Annotated in this window: 18 protein-coding genes and 1 other annotated feature; of the genes, 2 read left to right on the plus strand and 16 right to left on the minus strand. The window is 41.9% G+C overall.

The window, feature by feature from the left end; all coding sequences use genetic code 11:
• Window positions 1–10: 10 nt before the first annotated feature.
• The 16 genes from carB to GPW69_RS05625 all read right to left on the minus strand — a co-directional run bounded on the left by carB (window position 11) and on the right by GPW69_RS05625 (window position 16,461).
• Window positions 11–3,190 (minus strand): carbamoyl-phosphate synthase large subunit, encoded by a 3,180-nt coding sequence (carB, locus tag GPW69_RS05550; RefSeq protein WP_074391159.1) that lies wholly within the window; start codon window positions 3,188–3,190, stop codon window positions 11–13.
• 228 nt (window positions 3,191–3,418) lie between these two features.
• Window positions 3,419–4,498: a carbamoyl phosphate synthase small subunit gene (locus GPW69_RS05555; RefSeq protein ID WP_024388785.1), complete on the minus strand. Its 1,080-nt coding sequence runs from the start codon at window positions 4,496–4,498 to the stop codon at window positions 3,419–3,421.
• Between the two features lie 504 nt (window positions 4,499–5,002).
• Window positions 5,003–5,926, minus strand: coding sequence for an aspartate carbamoyltransferase catalytic subunit (locus GPW69_RS05560; RefSeq protein WP_074391160.1), 924 nt, complete (start codon window positions 5,924–5,926; stop codon window positions 5,003–5,005).
• A gap of 55 nt (window positions 5,927–5,981) precedes the next feature.
• Entirely contained in the window at window positions 5,982–6,503 is a 522-nt protein-coding gene (gene pyrR / locus GPW69_RS05565; protein ID WP_011922318.1) for a bifunctional pyr operon transcriptional regulator/uracil phosphoribosyltransferase PyrR, read from the minus strand.
• A gap of 198 nt (window positions 6,504–6,701) precedes the next feature.
• Entirely contained in the window at window positions 6,702–7,349 is a 648-nt protein-coding gene (locus GPW69_RS05570) for a Pr6Pr family membrane protein (RefSeq protein ID WP_074391161.1), read from the minus strand.
• 45 nt (window positions 7,350–7,394) lie between these two features.
• Window positions 7,395–7,733, minus strand: coding sequence for a zinc ribbon domain-containing protein YjdM (locus GPW69_RS05575; protein WP_012775074.1), 339 nt, complete (start codon window positions 7,731–7,733; stop codon window positions 7,395–7,397).
• Window positions 7,734–7,813: 80 nt separating this feature from the next.
• Window positions 7,814–8,707 (minus strand): RluA family pseudouridine synthase, encoded by an 894-nt coding sequence (locus tag GPW69_RS05580; RefSeq protein ID WP_029171823.1) that lies wholly within the window; start codon window positions 8,705–8,707, stop codon window positions 7,814–7,816.
• Window positions 8,691–9,155 (minus strand): signal peptidase II, encoded by a 465-nt coding sequence (lspA, locus tag GPW69_RS05585; RefSeq protein WP_015646892.1) that lies wholly within the window; start codon window positions 9,153–9,155, stop codon window positions 8,691–8,693. Before lspA ends, GPW69_RS05580 begins: the two co-directional genes overlap by 17 nt.
• On the minus strand, window positions 9,148–10,062 hold the full coding sequence (locus GPW69_RS05590; protein ID WP_023370460.1) for a LysR family transcriptional regulator: 915 nt from the start codon (window positions 10,060–10,062) through the stop codon (window positions 9,148–9,150). Before GPW69_RS05590 ends, lspA begins: the two co-directional genes overlap by 8 nt.
• Before the next feature lie 86 nt (window positions 10,063–10,148).
• Window positions 10,149–10,604 carry a GNAT family N-acetyltransferase gene (locus tag GPW69_RS05595; RefSeq protein WP_029171825.1) on the minus strand — a complete coding sequence of 152 codons (456 nt, stop codon included), beginning with the start codon at window positions 10,602–10,604 and terminating at the stop codon, window positions 10,149–10,151.
• Between the two features lie 307 nt (window positions 10,605–10,911).
• Window positions 10,912–11,205: a 50S ribosomal protein L27 gene (rpmA, locus tag GPW69_RS05600; protein ID WP_009909754.1), complete on the minus strand. Its 294-nt coding sequence runs from the start codon at window positions 11,203–11,205 to the stop codon at window positions 10,912–10,914.
• Between the two features lie 46 nt (window positions 11,206–11,251).
• Entirely contained in the window at window positions 11,252–11,566 is a 315-nt protein-coding gene (gene rplU / locus GPW69_RS05605; protein WP_002941330.1) for a 50S ribosomal protein L21, read from the minus strand.
• Window positions 11,567–11,601: 35 nt separating this feature from the next.
• Window positions 11,602–11,690, minus strand: a sequence feature (ribosomal protein L21 leader region).
• A gap of 67 nt (window positions 11,691–11,757) precedes the next feature.
• Window positions 11,758–13,086: a branched-chain amino acid transport system II carrier protein gene (brnQ, locus tag GPW69_RS05610; RefSeq protein ID WP_415668468.1), complete on the minus strand. Its 1,329-nt coding sequence runs from the start codon at window positions 13,084–13,086 to the stop codon at window positions 11,758–11,760.
• Window positions 13,087–13,205: 119 nt separating this feature from the next.
• Window positions 13,206–14,423, minus strand: coding sequence for a tRNA uracil 4-sulfurtransferase ThiI (gene thiI / locus GPW69_RS05615; protein ID WP_074391163.1), 1,218 nt, complete (start codon window positions 14,421–14,423; stop codon window positions 13,206–13,208).
• 4 nt (window positions 14,424–14,427) lie between these two features.
• Entirely contained in the window at window positions 14,428–15,312 is an 885-nt protein-coding gene (locus tag GPW69_RS05620; protein ID WP_044762094.1) for an acyltransferase, read from the minus strand.
• A 6-nt stretch (window positions 15,313–15,318) separates the two neighbouring features.
• Window positions 15,319–16,461 (minus strand): cysteine desulfurase family protein, encoded by a 1,143-nt coding sequence (locus GPW69_RS05625; protein WP_074391164.1) that lies wholly within the window; start codon window positions 16,459–16,461, stop codon window positions 15,319–15,321.
• A 111-nt stretch (window positions 16,462–16,572) separates the two neighbouring features.
• Between GPW69_RS05625 and GPW69_RS05630 the strand changes: the two genes are divergently transcribed.
• Window positions 16,573–16,986: a DUF6556 family protein gene (locus GPW69_RS05630; protein ID WP_074391165.1), complete on the plus strand. Its 414-nt coding sequence runs from the start codon at window positions 16,573–16,575 to the stop codon at window positions 16,984–16,986.
• 59 nt (window positions 16,987–17,045) lie between these two features.
• The gene (locus tag GPW69_RS05635) at window positions 17,046–17,429 is read left to right on the plus strand and encodes a hypothetical protein (protein WP_074391166.1); all 384 of its coding nucleotides are present in this window, start codon (window positions 17,046–17,048) and stop codon (window positions 17,427–17,429) included.
• Window positions 17,430–17,437: the final 8 nt, after the last annotated feature.

Genomic DNA, 17,437 nt, shown 5'->3' on the forward strand with positions numbered 1-17,437 from the left:
TTTTTATCTCCTAAATTGCTCGCGTCGAAAAACTACGACTTTCTAGTACAGCCAACATAGCCGCAGCAGTATCTAAGGCTGTAAAAAGCGGAATCCCTGCTTCGATAGCAGATGCACGAATAACCTCTCCATCCTCGTCTGCCACACGCTTTTTGCCTACTGTATTGACAATGGCTTGCACTTTTCCTTTACGGACCAGCTGAGGAATCGACTCTCTTTGGTCTCTACTGATTTTCCCAACAGGCAGACAGTCTAAGCCCTTAGCTTGAAAGGCAGTTGCCGTACCGCTTGTAGCCGCAATAATAAAGCCAATTTCACGGTATCTTTCCGCTAGACGGAAGGCCTCCTCCTTGTCCTCATCCGCAACTGTAAAGACGATAGTGCCAAAATCTTCCAAATGCTGATAACTTGCTTCAAAAGCCTTATAAAGTGCTTTTTCGAGAGTTGTATCAGACCCCATAATCTCACCAGTAGATTTCATCTCAGGTCCTAACAAACTGTCAACTTTAGCCAATTTTGTAAATGAGAATACTGGTGCTTTAACGTGCACCTGATTGCTCTCAGGATAAAGACCATCTTGGTAACCCAGTTCCGCAAGGCTTTGTCCCAAAATCAATTTGGTTGCAACCTGGGCCATTGGAATGTCTGTGACTTTGGACAAGAATGGAACCGTACGACTAGCACGAGGATTGACCTCAATCACATAAACCGTCTCATCCTTGATAACAAACTGGATATTCATCATACCGATACAGTTGAGACCGATTGCCAAGCGTCTGGTGTAGTCTGCAATGGCCGCCTGCACCTCTTTAGACAGGGTTTGTGGCGGATAAACAGCCATCGAGTCACCTGAGTGAACCCCTGCGCGTTCGATATGTTCCATAATACCTGGAATCAAGACATCCTTACCGTCTGAAATGGCATCCACTTCACACTCACGACCGACGATGTAAGAATCCACCAAAACTGGATGTTCCGGCGAAGCCTTGACCGCCGTTCTCATATAAGAACGTAAGTCCTCTTCATTTTCGACAATTTCCATAGCACGACCGCCCAAGACATATGAGGGACGAACAAGTACTGGGAAACCAATTTTGTGGGCCGCTTCTAGTGCTTCCTCTTCATTGGTTGCGGTTTGGCCTGGTGGCTGTGGAATACCAAGGTCTTTCAGGGCTTTTTCAAATAAATCCCTGTCTTCAGCTCTATCCAAGTCTTCCACTTGCGTCCCCAAGATTGGAATACCTGCTTTTGCCAATGGCTCTGCCAAATTAATGGCCGTCTGGCCACCGAACTGAACGATAACCCCTTTGGGTTTCTCAAGGTCAATCACATTCAAGACATCTTCCAAGGTCAACGGCTCGAAGTAAAGCTTGTCCGAAACCGAAAAGTCAGTTGACACTGTTTCAGGGTTTGAGTTCATTATGATAGCTTCGTAGCCAGCCGCTTGAATGGCCTTGACCGAATGCACCGTTGCATAGTCAAACTCCACACCCTGTCCGATACGGATTGGGCCAGAACCCAGCACCAAAACAGATTCTTTTTCCGAGCGGATGGACTCATTTTCCCACTCATAAGTTGAATAGAAATAAGGTGTAGCACTTTCAAATTCAGCTGCACAAGTGTCCACCATCTTATAAACAGGGACAATTTTGTGCTCTGTCCGCAGTTGACGAATGTAGGATTCTGTCCGTCCCCAGAGTTCCGCAATCTTGCGATCTGCAAAACCGTATTTCTTGGCTTTCTTCAATAAATCAATATTATCAAAATTCGTTACCAATTCCTGCTCGATTTCTAAGATATGAAGCAGCTTATCAAGGAAGAAAAGATCAATCTTCGTCAATTGAGCCAGTTCTTCTACTGTAAAGCCACGTCGAAGAGCTTCTGAAAGATAGAATAAACGATCATCCTGTGCCTTGACAATCTTTTCAACCAATTGGTCATCTGTCACTTGGCTGAGTTCGGGCATTTCATTGTGATAGACTCCGATTTCTAAAGAACGGCAGGCCTTGAGCAAACTTTCTTCGATATTGCGACCAATGGCCATGACCTCACCAGTTGCCTTCATCTGCGTTCCAAGGCGGCGCTCCCCTTTTTCAAACTTATCAAATGGGAAACGAGGAATCTTAGCCACAACGTAGTCAAGTGCAGGTTCAAACATGGCATAGGTTGTCCCTGTGACAGGGTTCACCATTTCATCCAAGGTCAAGCCAACCGCAATTTTTGCTGCCAATTTGGCAATAGGATAACCTGTCGCTTTGGATGCCAAGGCAGAGGAACGGGACACACGTGGGTTCACTTCGATGACATAGTATTTGAAACTATGTGGATCCAGTGCCAACTGCACATTACAACCGCCCTCGATTTTCAAGGCACGGATGATGCTGAGACTGGCATCACGCAGCATCTGGTTTTCAATATCCGAAAGCGTCTGCGTTGGGGCAAATACGATAGAATCTCCTGTATGAATTCCCACAGGGTCAAAGTTTTCCATGTTACATACGACCAAGGCATTGTCAGCTGCATCGCGCATTACTTCGTATTCGATTTCCTTGAAACCAGCAATCGAACGCTCAATCAAACACTGGGTCACCGGTGATAGTTTCAGACCATTTTCCGCTATTTCACGCAGTTCTTCTTCATTGGCACACATACCACCGCCAGTACCACCCAACGTGAAGGCTGGGCGAACAATGACAGGATAGCCAATTTCACCAGCAAATTCCAAAGCCTCTTCAACTGTTGTCACAATCGTTGACTCAGGAATAGGTTGATTGAGATCTTCCATGAGTTGTTTGAAGAGGTCGCGGTCCTCTGCCTGATCAATTGCAGAGAGTTTGGTTCCCAACAGCTCAACTCCAAGCTCATCTAAAATACCAGCCTTAGACAATTCCATGGCCATGTTTAGACCGGTCTGACCACCAAGAGTCGGCAAGAGAGCATCTGGACGCTCCTTCTGTAAAATCCGTGTGACAAATTCAAGCGTAATCGGCTCAATATAGACCTTATCCGCAATTTCCTTGTCTGTCATGATGGTCGCAGGGTTTGAATTGACCAAGACAACACTATAGCCTTCTTCCTTTAAAGCCAAACAAGCCTGAGTCCCAGCATAATCAAACTCCGCAGCCTGACCGATAATAATCGGACCAGACCCAATCACCATAATTTTCTTAATATCCGTACGTTTTGGCATAATTTTAAGATATTAAGGGCGTTAAGCGGACACAGTCAAAATAGGAGTTTGACCAAGAACGCTTGCGTTCGAGGAAAAACTATCTTTTTGACCCAGTCCGTAGCCCGAATTCAATTACAAAATCCGAGCAACAGAACACCCCTTCTCCTTTCTATTCGTCGCCTCTCTGAGCGACATTAAATAAGATAAGTCCGACGCAGTAAGGTTTAGCTCGATAGTGGTTAAACCTTACTGCCCTTTTTTAAACGAATCCATCAATTCCATAAATTCATCAAACAAATAGCTGGCATCATGTGGACCAGGTGCAGCATCTGGGTGGAATTGAACAGAGAAACCTGGATAGTACTTGTGGCGTACCCCTTCTACTGATTTGTCATTGATTTCTTCATGAGTAATCATTAAACATTCAGGTAAATCTTCACGAGCCACTGCATAACCATGGTTCTGACTGGTAAAGTCCACTCGACCTGTCGCAATTTCACGAACAGCATGGTTGAAACCACGGTGACCAAACTTCATTTTATAAGTCGTTGCCCCATTTGCTTTAGCAAAAAGTTGGTGCCCCATACAGATACCAAAAATTGGAATTTTACCAAGAATCCCACGAATCATTTCTAGCGCTTCTGGAACATCATCTGGATTTCCTGGGCCGTTTGATAGCATGACACCATCAGGATGGAGGGCAAGAATTTCTTCAGCAGTCGTATCATACGGGACAACTGTCACATTGCAATCACGCTTGGCTAACTCTCTAAGAATAGAATGTTTCAATCCAAAATCAACCAGAACGACACTACGTCCAACTCCAGGTGCAGGATAGGCTGTTTTTGTTGATACTTGCTGGATGTTGTTGGTTGGCAAAACAGTCGCTCTCAACTGGTCTGTCAAATGCTCCACAGAATCACCGACATTTGCAAGAGTCGCCTTCATGGTACCGTGCTGACGAATAATTTTAGTTAGGGCGCGTGTGTCAATTCCAGAAATTGCTGGAATTTTCTTAGCCTTTAAAAATTCATCCAAAGTCATCTGGTTACGCCAGTTACTTGCCCGACGAGCCCACTCACTGACAACCACTCCCTTACAAGTCGGCTTAATTGACTCGTAATCATCACGGTTAATCCCGTAATTTCCTACCAAGGGATAGGTAAAGGTTAAAATCTGACCATTATAAGACTGGTCCGTGATAGATTCCTGATAACCTGTCATCCCAGTTGAGAAAACCAACTCACCAGTCACATCAATATCAGCACCGAAGGCCTCCCCTTCAAAAATAGTGCCATCCTCTAAAATCAAACGTCTTTTTGACATAATAATAAGATATTAAGGGCGTTAAGCGGACACAGTCAAAATAGGAGTTTGACCAAGAACGCTTGCGTTCGAGGAAAAACTATCTTTTTGACCCAGTCCGTAGCCCGAATTCAGTTACAAATCCGAGCAACAGAGCACCCACTCTCCTTTCTATTTTCTATCTCTCCGGATAGAATTAAATAATAGTCCGACGTTTGTACGGTCAATTCGATAATAATTGACTGTACAAACTAGTGTCAAAGTTAGCAAAGGTCCCATAGGACTTTGCATAGGAGGACAAATGCTTTAGCATATCATCCGACTTGCTCTGACCGACACAGTAAGGTTTAGCTCGATATTAGATAAACCTTACTGCTAGTGCAAGGGATAGCCTGACCTCCATAGAGGCAGGCGTAGGGAAATGAGTTGCTTGCAACCATTGACCTGTCCCTTACCTTTCTATTCGTCGCCTCTCTGAGCGACATTAAATAAGATAAGTCTAACAAATTTCTAAATAGTTAAAGTTTAAGCCTTGCCATTGACAATTGCTTCCAAAATCGCCATCCGAACAAAGACACCATTTTGCATTTGACGGACAATACGTGATTTTGGTGCCTCTACCAATTGGTCATCAATTTCTACATCACGGTTAACAGGGGCCGGATGCATAACAATTGCAGTATCTTTCAAGCGTTTGTAGCGTTCATCAGTCAAACCATGCAAACGGTTATAAGTTTCTTTAGAGAATCCACCATCACCATCATGTCGTTCGTGTTGCACACGGAGCAACATCAGTACATCTACCATTTCCACAATATCATCAATATTCAAATGCTGACCATAGACATCAAATTCCTCTGCGTACCATTCCTCCGGTCCAGCAAAGAAAATCTCAGCTCCCAGACGTTTCAAAATTTGCATATTGGACTTAGCAACCCGTGAGTGTGTAATATCACCTGCAATGGCAATCTTCAAGCCTTCAAAAGTTCCAAATTCTTCATAAATAGTCATCAAATCAAGTAGGGATTGGCTTGGGTGTTGGCCTGAACCATCACCACCATTGACAATTGAAGTCTGGATGGTAGGACTATCAATCAATTGCTTGTAATAATCCACTTCCGAATGACGAATCACGCAAATGTCTACCCCAAGTGCCGACATGGTCAAAATGGTATCATACAAGGTTTCACCCTTATTGACTGAGCTGGTACGAGCATCGAAGTCAATCATTCCCATATCCAAACGAAGCTCTGCCATTTCAAAAGACTTATGCGTCCGAGTTGAATCCTCAAAGAAAAGGTTAGAAGCATAGTACTTCCGATCCAACTCTACCTTTTCACCGCGTTTAAAAGCAATACCACGTTGAATGAGTCCCAATACTTCTTCATTTGAGAGGGTCTCCATTGTAACCAAGTGTTTGAGTGAAACTTTACCATTTGTAATTGTCATGATGATACCTACCTTTATGATCTAGATGTAGAATGATAATTTGTAAACGAAGCGACTATGCACCTTCAACCAGAAGGACAGCGTCTTGACCATCGATTTCAGCCATGTGCACAATGATTTCTTCAGAACGACTAGTTGGAATATTCTTCCCAACATAATCTGCTCGAATAGGCAACTCCCTGTGTCCACGATCCACAAGTACCGCTAAACTAACGCGAGCTGGACGGCCCAAGGACACTATGTTGTCAATAGCAGCACGAATAGTTCGTCCTGTATAAAGCACATCATCTACTAATATAACATCACGATCGTTGACATTGGCAGTCATATTTGTCGTATCATCTTCTACCTTCATGTCATCTCGAAACGGCTTGGTATCCAACTCTCCCAACGGAACATCGATACCCTCTAATTGCTTAAGCCTCTCCTGAATCCTCTTTGCAATGAAAACACCCCGTGTTTTAATCCCTGCAAGGACAATATTATCCAAATTCTTGTTCCGCTCGATAATTTCATAAGTGATACGGGTGATCGCCCGTTTCATAGTCATATCGTCAACGATTTCTTTTGTCTTCATAAGACCTCCAAAAGTATAGAAAAAGTCTCCTTATACAAGGAGACTATGAAAATATAGGCTAGTTAGAACCAACCTGCTTAACATCCGACTCCTTGTCTGCCTCTCTGGACAGGTTTTAAAGGATTTATTAAGCAGAGTATAGCATAAAATCTCAGCCTTGACAATTTTTTTCTGAAAAAATATAGAAATTATCGGATTTTACTGAGAATTTTTTCCAAAAGACAATGAAGTCTTAAGTTTTATGGATTTAAGTCCCGCCAACATAAACCCACAAATCAGATAAGCAACAAAAATTGTACCTGCATAAGTCAAAACATAAGTCCAACCATACTTAGGGACATTGAGAAAGAAATAAGCAAAAGGACTGTCCTTAGCATCTGGGATTGGAATTTTTATGAAAAGACCATTCACTAGACCAAAAATCATGTAGAGAACAGGCAAAAGCGTCCACCAAATCGGGTCAAACCACTTGTACTGTTGCTGACGATCTACTATTAGGGTATCTAACAAAAAATATAAGGGAACAATATAATGGCAGAGTAGATTTTCAAGACGCCAGAAATCGTCTGCCAAAGGTGCCAACATAAAGTGATAGACTACACAAGTAATCATGATAGACATGGTTACAGCAGCCTTTATCCGAAGAAAACGTGACGTCTGTAAATCCACACTTTTACCCATGGCATATACCATATAGACAGCGAACAGAGATACTAATAAATTAGATTGCACCGTATAATACATGAGCATCCCGATACCGTATTTAATGATTTCTAAGGCGGTACCTGTGATGGCTAAAATGGCTAACAGGCATCTACTGTAAAACAAAATACTTTGATGTTTCATAATATCCTTTCAAAAACAGGAAAAGACTGGTTAACCAGTCCTCTCTTAGATTTTCTTAACAAATTCAGATTTCAGCTTCATCGCACCGAAACCATCGATTTTACAATCAATATTGTGATCGCCTTCAACAATACGGATGCCTTTAACACGTGTACCTTGTTTAAGGTCCTTAGGCGCACCTTTCACTTTCAAATCTTTGATAAGCGTCACAGTATCGCCGTCCGCCAAACGATTACCGTTAGCATCAATTGCAACAGGTCCACTTTCTTCCTCAGCTACATCTGCTGGGTTCCACTCGTAAGCACACTCAGGGCAAACCAAGAGGGCACCGTCTTCATAGACATATTCAGAATTACATTTTGGACAATTTGGTAAAGTTTCCATTCTTACTCTCCTTAACATTTTTCATGTTCTAGTATAGCATTTGTTGAAAAAATGGGCAAGATGATAAGGTTTTCATACTATTATTCAGCCTTGCGCAGTTTTTCAAGTGTCTCCTGAAAAATAGCTGGCGCTTCTGCCGTAAATTCAACAACCTCACCAGTTCTCGGATGGGTAAATCCAAGCGTTCTGGCATGAAGAAATTGACCATGCCCTTTTAGTGTTTTTCTTGGGCCGTAAGCCTCATCCCCCGCAACCGGATGACCAATATAAGCCATGTGGACACGAATTTGGTGAGTTCGCCCTGTTTCCAAGGTCAATTCCACCAAAGTGTAGTCACCAAAACGCTCCAGAACCTGAAAACGTGTCACAGCTTCTTTCCCTTTGGCAGTCACCGCTTGTTTCTTGCGGTCTTTTTCAGAACGACCAATCGGCGCCTCAATTACTCCGCGATCGTTTGGTAGATTGCCGTGGACAATGGCCCAATACTTACGAAGGGATTTCTTGTCTTTCAATTCAGCAGCAAGCTTTGTATGGGCATCATCGTTTTTAGCAACCATGAGCAGGCCAGAAGTATCCTTATCAATCCGATGAACAATTCCTGGTCGCAAGACACCATTGATGCCTGACAAATCTTTTACGTGATAAAGGAGAGCATTAACTAGCGTTCCAGATGTGTGACCAGCCGACGGATGAACGACCATCCCTTGAGGTTTATTTACAACAGCAACATCCTCGTCCTGAAAGACAATCTCTAAAGGAATATCCTCAGCAACATAGTCGATTTCTTCTACTTCTGGAATTTGATAGGTTAGGACATCTCCAACCTGTACACTATATTTAGCTTTTTTAGGCTGTCCATTGACCAAAACCTGACCAGCCTTAATCTGCTCATTTGCAACCGAACGAGACAAATCCGTCAAATCCGACAATGCCTTATCCAAACGAATGCCACCAACCTCAACTCTTACTTCCATTACTCTCTTCTTTCATAATACAAATAAATAAAATACCTACACCAACTGTCAGACAAACATCTGCTACATTAAATACAGGGAAACTAATAAAATCCAAGTGAAACATGTCCACCACATATCCCAGTCTAAGACGATCAATAAAATTCCCAAGAGCACCAGCAATCATCAAAGACAGACTGAATAGAGTCCAGATATTGCCCTTGATCTGTTTGATATAGTACCACACTAGGCCTGTCACAGCTACAATTGTCATTATCGTGAAAAACCACTGCTGATTTTGTAAAATCGACCAGGCTGCACCATAATTTCTTAGATAAGCTAAGCTCATCAATCCTGGTATAAATTCCGTTACCGTATCTAATTCAACATTGGCAACTGTCCAAGCTTTTACAAGCTGGTCCAGACCAATTAATACTACCATCAAAAATGGAAATCCAATTTTACGCATTTTCATCCTTCTTCTTATCAAAATATGCCTGCATGGTTTCAATAAAGTCTTTGGCACAAGAACTAAGTTCATCATTGGCTCGTTTAACGTAGACCATGCGATTGTCTACCTTTCCTTTGAGAGGAATTACTGTAATGCCATTGACACTCTCATCATCAAGATAGCCCGAACCAGTTGCATAGGCATCCGTACGCTCCAAAATTCCATTCAAAGTAGCACGGTCTGTCACATCAAACACAACCGAGGAATCCGACGTATCAATCAAGTTCTCGGAATAATAGAGATAAGCCTCTTTTTCTTGAGTGAACCGTACGGTAGGTAGACCTACCAAATCTGCTGGCTCAATCTCAGCTTTCTTTGTCAAAGGATGATCTTCACGAAGGTAGATATGAGTCTGAAATGCAGACAAATCTACAGCTTGCAAGTGAAGTTTATCCAATTTCTGCATGATTCCTTTTGTATTTCTCTCGTTCAAATAAATAATACCAAGCTCGCTATAACCTTGAGCAACTTCATCTAAAATCTGTACTGTAGTCGATTCAAAAATGCGAAAATGAGGGTACTGCGGGTGGCTACGAGAGAACTCCGTAATCAATGGGGGAAGAAAATCATAATGCTGACTTGAAATTGAAAAAGTCTTCTCACCTTCCTCAGGTTGCAAATAGAGATGCTCAAACTGATCAAATCCCTTAACTAAAGCCTGAGCTTTCTCATAGAATTCCATCCCTTTTTGTGTCAAAAAAGTTCCTGAACTAGTTCGGCTAAAAATTTGAAAACCTAACTCTTTTTCCAAATCACGAATGGAAATAGACAAACTAGGCTGGGAAACGTACATTTTCTCTGCTGCCTCACGAAAAGTCCCGCTATTGGCAATCGCCACCACATAGCGCAATTGTTGAATATTCATCGACTCGTCCTTTCTTCATTCCAATTTCCTATCTTTCTATTATACCACATAATAAAACCACCAGCAAAATTGCTAGTGGTAAGTGATTATAACTTTTTAATCATGATAAGACAGGGATTCCATTCGTCCCACAAGTTTGGAAAAACTTCTAACTTAGCAAAACCACAAGAATGATAAAAAGCAATGGTCTTGTCGTATGTTTCATAGTGCCCTTGGTCAACCGTTTTTACTTGTAGATAGGCATATGATTTTCTCGCCTCTCCTTCCAATGCTTGCATCAACGCTCGACCCAGTCCTTTTCGATGATGAGATTTTTTAACACCCATACAGTGAACTTCCCCACAATCGTCAGAGGTGCACGTTAAGGTTACGAATCCTACTGGCTCATCTTCGTCAAATGCCGCCCATAATGGCAGCAAACTCCCATCTTGAATATATTCTTTAGTGCTTTCAGGTAAGCCAAACCACTCAGGTAAATCTGCCAATACCATTTTTATAATATCAGCTTTTTCAACTGAATCTCTTATTGCTACAATTTGCATTATTTTCTCCTTTCGGAGGTTAAATTGCCTTAACCTCCTTACTCTTGATTCCTTGTTTTTTGACATATCTTACTATTGCTTTCATTTGAATCGCCTCCCTTCATTCTATTGTATGGTAATACTACCATATATTACTCGTGTCAGTCAACCTATATTCACATGTTCATTTTCAACTAATAACTTTTTATATAACTACCAGTGCCTGATCATTTCACATCAAACCCTTGGTAAATGAAAAATGGAGATTAAAACAAAAAAACAGGCCTTCCGAAATCTCGGAAAGCCTATTGTTAAGCCATTTTCAGACTTATTTTGCGATTGGGTAAACAGATACTTGTTTCTTATCGCGACCTTTACGTTCGAAGCGTACAACGCCTTCTACTTTAGCGTAAAGAGTGTCATCTCCACCACGACCTACGTTAGCTCCTGGGTAGATTTTTGTACCACGTTGGCGGTAAAGGATTGAACCACCTGATACAGTTTGGCCGTCAGCAGCTTTCGCACCAAGGCGTTTTGCTTGTGAGTCACGACCGTTTGACGTTGAACCTCCACCTTTTTTGTGGGCCATAAATTGCAAGTTAGCAAGATTCAAGTTTAACATATGTTATTCCTCCGAATTTCTGTAATGATTGCTTCAAGCTACGCGATTAAGCGTTGATAGCGTTGATAACAACTTTTGTGTAAGGTTGACGGTGACCTTGTTTGCGGTGGCTACCTTTTTTAGGTTTGTACTTGAAGGTAACAACTTTTTTCTGTTTACCTTGTTTTTCAACAGTACCAACAACAGTAGCGCCTGCTACAAGTGGAGTACCCACAACAGTTTTCTCACCACCAACAAGAACTACTTCTTCGAAAGTAACTTCTTGACCTGCTTCAACGTTCAATTTTTCAACGTAGATAGCTTGACCGACTTCAACTTTAACTTGTTTGCCGCCAGTTTTAATGATTGCATATGTGCTCATTATGCACCTCCTATGATTTTTGGGCCTTGCCCGAATTTAATGTGAAGACTCGCCTAGTACCGTGGGACGAACCACTTACTCTACTCTCATCGAAAGAACGGCATTCGTGCGGTTGCACAGGAAATGTGCATAGTCAACAGTCCTATTATAACAAAAACACCTGCAAATGCAAGTGTTTTGTATCACTTTTCTTACATTTCAAAAACTTCGCTCTCCTGCTTGTTTGGTAAGAATAGAGAGAGGACGATTCCGACAAGAGCTGGTAATAACCATGCTAATGATTGTCCAGCCAATGGCAAAGCTGAAATAACTTTTGAAACAGCTGTCCAACCAAATTGACCAGCCAAAACTTCTACCAATGACAAAGCTGTCACTACTCCCACAGTTAATTGCATACCGTAGGTCGAAAGCGGTACAAATTTGTTCACAATGGTAATCAAGACAATATAGATGGTAATCGGATAGAGAACCAAAAGAACTGGAACTGAGAAAGTGATGATATTGTTCAAACCGAGGTTAGCAATCCCAAAACCAATCAAAGTAAAAATTGTCGCATAGACTTTGTAGCTAAAACGTGGGAAACGCTCAGCGAAAAATTCACCTGAAGAAACAATCAAGCCAGCCGTTGTCGTAAAGCAAGTCACGATAACCATGGCAGCTAAGAAAATTTGTGCACCTGGCCCAAAAATAGCCTGTGTTGCTTGAGAAAGAATGTAAACACCCTTGTTGGTATCGGAAGCCAAAACATCAGCAGGAACTGGGAAATGATTACCTAGGAAAGCCAAACCGACATATAGTGCTGAGAAAGCTAAGGCTACAACAAAACCAACAGACCAGATGGTTGAAACATATTCTTTCTTGCTGGAGAAACCAAGTTGTTTTAAGGTATTCACCGCTACAACACTAAAGGCAATTGAGGCAAGGGCATCGAGGGTGTTGTATCCTTCAATAAATCCTGTACCAAATGCCTGTCCTGCTGAGTAAGCATCGGCTGCAGGAAGTGGATTTGTAGAACCATATTTAACAATACCTAGCACCACTAAAATCACAATCAAAATGGCAAAAACAGGGGTTAAAATACGTCCGATACTGTTTAAGATTTGAGATGGATTGAGGGCAATCAAATAAGCTGCCACAAAGTAAAGGGCTGTAAAGCCAAACAACCAGATACCCAGATTCGCATCGCCCAACAATGGCGCAATACCAATTTCAAAGGACGTTGTTGCTGTACGCGGAATGGCAAAGAAAGGACCGATAGCCAAATACAAGGCAACAAGATAGACCGTTGCAAAGGCTGGAGAAATCTTACGAGAAATCTCATGTACATAACCTTTTGGGTTTAAGGTGCCGACGATCAAGGCAACGACAGCAATACCGACACCCGATACGACAAATCCTAAAATAGCTGGCCAGAAATTCTCACCCGATAAGACACCAAGTGCAGGTGGGAAAATCAAGTTTCCTGCACCAAAAAACATACCAAACAGGAGTAAACCTGTTAGCGCTCCTTTTTTCATAATAACTCCTTTGTATTTTTTATGAAGTCTTATTATATCATACAAATTCGATTTTTCCGAACGATTCGTATTAAAAAATCCAGCAATAACTGGATTTACATGTATGTCGAAATAATTGTATGCTACAGTAAGTCTTCAATCAAACTATCCACTTCGTCTTTCACTTCCTCTTTCGGTGTGATTTCAGTTACGATAATCCCAGCCACAGCACGTTCTACCAAGCCTTCTACATCCATACGGGCTTCGTACTGCTCGACGTTTTTAATTTTAGGGTTGGTTTTTGGACGGTCAGGGGCAAAGATGGTACAGCAATCCTCAAATGGCTGGATGGAAATGTCAAATGTATCAATTTCTTGAGCAATATCAATGATTTCCAACTTGTCCATGGTAACGACTGGACGGATAACAGGTGTATTTGTCACCGCATTGATAGCCTGCATGGATTCCAAGGTCTGACTTGCCACTTGTCCTAGACTTTCACCATTAATAATAACCATGGCACCACGCTCTTCCCGTACTCGGTCTGTAATCCGCATCATGAAGCGACGCGTCAAGGTCATCAAATAAGCTTCAGGTGCCTTTTCCTTGATTTCTTCCTGAATTTCTGTAAACGGCACTTCGATAAAGGTGATATTACCACCAAAGGCAGTCAATTTACGAGTCAAATCATGGGCTTTTTTAAGCGCACCTGGGCTAGTATAAGGCGGACTTGCAAAGTGCAGGGCTTCGATTTCAACCCCACGTTTCAGTGCTAAATAGCCCGCAACAGGCGAATCAATACCACCTGATAGCATGAGCGTACCCTTGCCAGATGTACCAACTGGAAGACCGCCTGCCCCCTTGATTTCTTCATGGGAAATATAAGCTGCGTCAGGACGAATTTCCACTCGCAAGGTAATATCTGGTGACTTCATTTGCACTTGCACATTTGGAATAGCTGTAAAAACCACATCTCCAAGGACTTGGTTAAGGTCACGGCTGTCCAATTCAAAACTGTGGTCGCTACGACGTGCCGCAATCTTGAAAGTCATCCCTTCCTTGTAAATGGACTGCATAATCTCCACAACCGCCTCTTTCAAGGCTGGAACAGACTTTTCAATCTTATAAGATGGTGCGAAATTTTGGATCCCAAAAATCTTCTTCAAAGAAGCTGAGACTTCCTGATAATCTGCCCCGTTCAAATAGACATGACCACGGTCACGGTCAAAATAAACGGTCACTTCTGGGTAAACAGAAAGGACATGCTTGATATTATTGCGGAGTTTGTTAACAAACCGCATCTTGTTTTTCCCTTTAGTTGACAATTCGCCGTAGCGAATCATAATTTCTGAATAGTTCAATAGTCTACTGCCTACTTCCTATAATATTTTTAAGTTCTGAAACCATCAACTCCGGTTTCTCTGAATCAATTTGAATAATTTTATCTTCATCCAAACGATGAGAAGTATTTGAAAAAGAGAGGATAACCTTATTGTATTCTAATGCTTTACTAATTATTTCATCTACTTCTCTACCATGATTGATATCTAAGTAACAATCTGCTTGCTTCAGTAATATATCCAAACTATAATCTGCATACACCAATGGATAAAGTTGACAGTTGGAAAATTTGCGCCCTAATTGTTCCAAACTTGAAGAGATACAGGTTGGAGCAGCTATATGAAAATCCATCTCCGGTAAATGTTCCAGCAGATACTCAATATGCTCAATCCTATCTGATACTGTAAGGATAAAAGCATGTGTACTGGCTTGTTCTCTTTTCTTTATAACTAAATTCTTTTGACCATATACCAAAGAATCATTTGGAACATCTTTTGTAACAACAGTCCCTGCACCGATGATTACATTATCTCCAATGGTGACTCCTTTTGTAATCACACAGTTCGCTCCAATCCAGGAATTTTTGCCAATTACAACTGGAGCAACTGTAGAAGACAACCTGCCAATATGGTAAGCAGAATAAGAATGATCAAAGTCAAAAATTCGCACACCATCTCCTAGCATAGTATTTTCACCAATCTCAATCGAGTGAAAACAACGGATATTCGAATAGTTGTTGATATAAACATTGTCACCCAATGTTAAAGACGCACCATTGTTGACTTCAATACTGATAAAATTACGCAAAACAACATTATTTCCAACTGAGAGTTTCCCAACTGGCGAAAGCTGAAAATCATAAAAACTTCCTTTTTTGATTAACTTTGATTCCGAAAGAACATCCGTCATCAGTTGCTACCTTACTTTCTGTGTGTTCTGATAAATTTGTTTGAAAATCGTGAGGAATTGTTCAATTTGCCCCATATCGTTGTCATCATCCAAGCTGATACGGACGGCAGTTTGAGCCAACTTCTGCGGAACACCCATAGCAATCAGTGTTCCAGCTGGTTTTCCAGCCTTGGATGAGCAGGCTGAGGTGGTCGAAATGTAAATCTGGTGATCTTCAAAGGCGTGGACAATGACTTCGCCTCGAATATTCTTAATCCCAAAGGTCACAATGCTTGGCACAAAGTCCTCTAGCCCAGAAAAGACTGTCACATCGGCATATTTGCCCAATTCATCCACAAGAATCTGCTTCATAGCTGCCAGCCGCTTCTGGCTATCTACCGCCTTGTCCAAGGTCAAGCGGAGCGCCTTAGCAGTCGCGGCGATACCAGCCACATTTTCCGTTGTTGAGCGTTTGTCGCTTTCCTGCCCTCCTCCTGTCAATAGCGGAGCGATTTTCTTGCCAGCTTTGACATAGACGAAACCGACTCCTCTGACAGAGTGGAATTTGTGACCTGAAAAACTAGCAAAATCAACTCGGTCTGTCAGATACCCTTCCGTTGGCACCTTGCCGATAGCCTGCACAGCATCCACATGGAAGGAAATGGTTGGCTTATCAGCTAACAGTTGAGATATTTCCTGAATGGGCTGAATGGAACCAATTTCATTGTTGACGGCCATGATAGAAACCAGTGTGGTATCTGGACGAATCAAGCTTTCTAAGGCTGAAACATCCACAAAACCTTGGGCATTGACCGGAGCCAAATCAACCTCAAAACCTTGCGTTTTGAGCCAAAGTGCTGATTCTTTTACCGCTGGATGCTCAATTGCTGACACGATGATGTGCTTGCCCAGATGTGCCTTTTCAAATGCCACTCCCTTGATGACCCAGTTGTCACCTTCCGTACCACCTGAGGTAAAAAAGATTTCCTTGCTATCCTTGCCAAGCAATTCTGCGATTTGCTTGCGAGATGCTTCCAAAATACGGGTTGCCTGACTGCCGAGACTATGGAGGCTAGAGGGATTTCCCCAGATTTTTGTCGCCACTTCCGTATAGGTCTTGAGAACTTCTGGATAGACCTGAGTCGTGGCTGCATTGTCAAAATAAATCATTTTTTCATTCCTTTGCTTGCAATAGTCCTATTTTATCATGTTTTCATGCCTTTCGGCAATCTTTAAGATAGTTTTAAACTTCCTATCTTAAACTAAAGGTGGAGGTACATCATGAATACACGTAAGAATACAAATAAAAAAACGGCTGGTTTAACTAATTTTCAAAAATATTTAACCTTTATCGGATCTATTTTAGGGATTATCACTGCCTGCATCACTATCTACACCTTTACAGCAAAACCTGCAACATCCTCAACATCTCCAAGTACTACCATTTCATCATCCAGTGCCACTAGCCCCAGCCAATCATCAAACGGCAATCCGTTAACAGAAGAACAAGATTCAACAAGTTCAAGCTCCGAAACAACATCCTCAACCCAAACCGAGACCAGCTCTTCAGTAGAGTCTACTGCCTCTTCCTCGTCTACAGAAACGTCTGCTACCCAAGCTTCGGAGACAATGACAGAAACCAGCACTAATACAGAGGTAACTAGTGGAGCATCCGAAACGACTTCTAATCAATAGCACATAAATATTTGTTTTGCTTTCTTGGATTTGATATACTAATTTCAGGAGGGTACAATATGAAATACGTCATTCTAAAAACGCCGATTTTCGTTTGGCTACTGATTTTTGCGCTTATACAAATCTTCGCCTTATCGTCATTTTTACCAGAACCATTTGATACTCGTTCATTGCTCCCCATGGGAATATTAATCGGCTGTTCAATCAAGGTTTCCAGTGAAGTTAAAGACCAGGATGGCCAGTATGCTCCATTTAAGTACTTATGGTGGGTCATACTAGGATGGACTGTAATCGGTATTCTATTTGGTATCACTATAAAAGCACCACTAGAATTGCACATTGCCCTAATTGTACATGCAATCGCAGGAGGAATAGGCTACCGCCTTATTGAACGTTATGCAGTTTATCGCTATCATTATTTACAGACTAAAAAGAAAGGCTAACCCTTTCT

This window comes from Streptococcus suis (genome assembly GCF_902702775.1).
In the GTDB taxonomy this organism is placed as follows: domain Bacteria; phylum Bacillota; class Bacilli; order Lactobacillales; family Streptococcaceae; genus Streptococcus; species Streptococcus hashimotonensis.

Excerpts from the sequence above, each read along its gene's own strand:
- GPW69_RS05590 (WP_023370460.1), bottom strand. The coding sequence starts at position 10,062 with ATGAATATTCAACAATTGCGCTATGTGGTGGCGATTGCCAATAGCGGG.
- GPW69_RS05635 (WP_074391166.1), top strand. The coding sequence starts at position 17,046 with ATGAAATACGTCATTCTAAAAACGCCGATTTTCGTTTGGCTACTGATT.
- rplU (WP_002941330.1), bottom strand. The coding sequence starts at position 11,566 with ATGAGCACATATGCAATCATTAAAACTGGCGGCAAACAAGTTAAAGTT.
- GPW69_RS05560 (WP_074391160.1), bottom strand. The coding sequence starts at position 5,926 with ATGACAATTACAAATGGTAAAGTTTCACTCAAACACTTGGTTACAATG.
- GPW69_RS05580 (WP_029171823.1), bottom strand. The coding sequence starts at position 8,707 with ATGGAAGTAAGAGTTGAGGTTGGTGGCATTCGTTTGGATAAGGCATTG.
- GPW69_RS05630 (WP_074391165.1), top strand. The coding sequence starts at position 16,573 with ATGAATACACGTAAGAATACAAATAAAAAAACGGCTGGTTTAACTAAT.
- carB (WP_074391159.1), bottom strand. The coding sequence starts at position 3,190 with ATGCCAAAACGTACGGATATTAAGAAAATTATGGTGATTGGGTCTGGT.
- GPW69_RS05620 (WP_044762094.1), bottom strand. The coding sequence starts at position 15,312 with ATGACGGATGTTCTTTCGGAATCAAAGTTAATCAAAAAAGGAAGTTTT.
- GPW69_RS05595 (WP_029171825.1), bottom strand. The coding sequence starts at position 10,604 with ATGCAAATTGTAGCAATAAGAGATTCAGTTGAAAAAGCTGATATTATA.
- lspA (WP_015646892.1), bottom strand. The coding sequence starts at position 9,155 with ATGCGTAAAATTGGATTTCCATTTTTGATGGTAGTATTAATTGGTCTG.
- rpmA (WP_009909754.1), bottom strand. The coding sequence starts at position 11,205 with ATGTTAAACTTGAATCTTGCTAACTTGCAATTTATGGCCCACAAAAAA.
- GPW69_RS05570 (WP_074391161.1), bottom strand. The coding sequence starts at position 7,349 with ATGAAACATCAAAGTATTTTGTTTTACAGTAGATGCCTGTTAGCCATT.
- GPW69_RS05575 (WP_012775074.1), bottom strand. The coding sequence starts at position 7,733 with ATGGAAACTTTACCAAATTGTCCAAAATGTAATTCTGAATATGTCTAT.
- GPW69_RS05555 (WP_024388785.1), bottom strand. The coding sequence starts at position 4,498 with ATGTCAAAAAGACGTTTGATTTTAGAGGATGGCACTATTTTTGAAGGG.
- GPW69_RS05625 (WP_074391164.1), bottom strand. The coding sequence starts at position 16,461 with ATGATTTATTTTGACAATGCAGCCACGACTCAGGTCTATCCAGAAGTT.
- pyrR (WP_011922318.1), bottom strand. The coding sequence starts at position 6,503 with ATGAAGACAAAAGAAATCGTTGACGATATGACTATGAAACGGGCGATC.